Genomic DNA, 348 nt, shown 5'->3' on the forward strand with positions numbered 1-348 from the left:
TAAACGTTATCCTTATAATGCAGATAACACTTTCTTAGGGTTCAGAGCAAGACCTTTACAACGTAGAAAGCCGATTGTGACAGAGTGGCTAACTGCAGAGGGATTACAAAAACTCGAAGAATACGCACGACAAGGATTTAAACAATCTTATATCGCAAACCAAATTATAGGTGTAGACAAAGCCATTTTCTCTAAATGGAAAAGTATGCACTCAGAAATAGCTGAAGCACTTTCTCGAGGATATGAGAAAGCAAAATAAAAATTGCCTGGTCGATTGACTAGGCTTTTGGTGGTAGTTATATTTTATCTGCTGTTATTACTCGATAGGTGTAAGAATTAACAGTTGTT

General features: G+C 36.5%; 1 protein-coding gene. It reads left to right on the forward strand.

Annotation, left to right across the window (positions count from 1 at the left end; all coding sequences use genetic code 11):
- Window positions 1–259: hypothetical protein (locus ETC07_RS16100; RefSeq protein ID WP_205742565.1), on the forward strand; the 259-nt coding region annotated here is incomplete at its 5' end.
- Window positions 260–348: the final 89 nt, after the last annotated feature.

This window comes from Halomonas borealis, assembly GCF_004798905.1.
GTDB lineage: Bacteria > Pseudomonadota > Gammaproteobacteria > Pseudomonadales > Halomonadaceae > Halomonas > Halomonas borealis.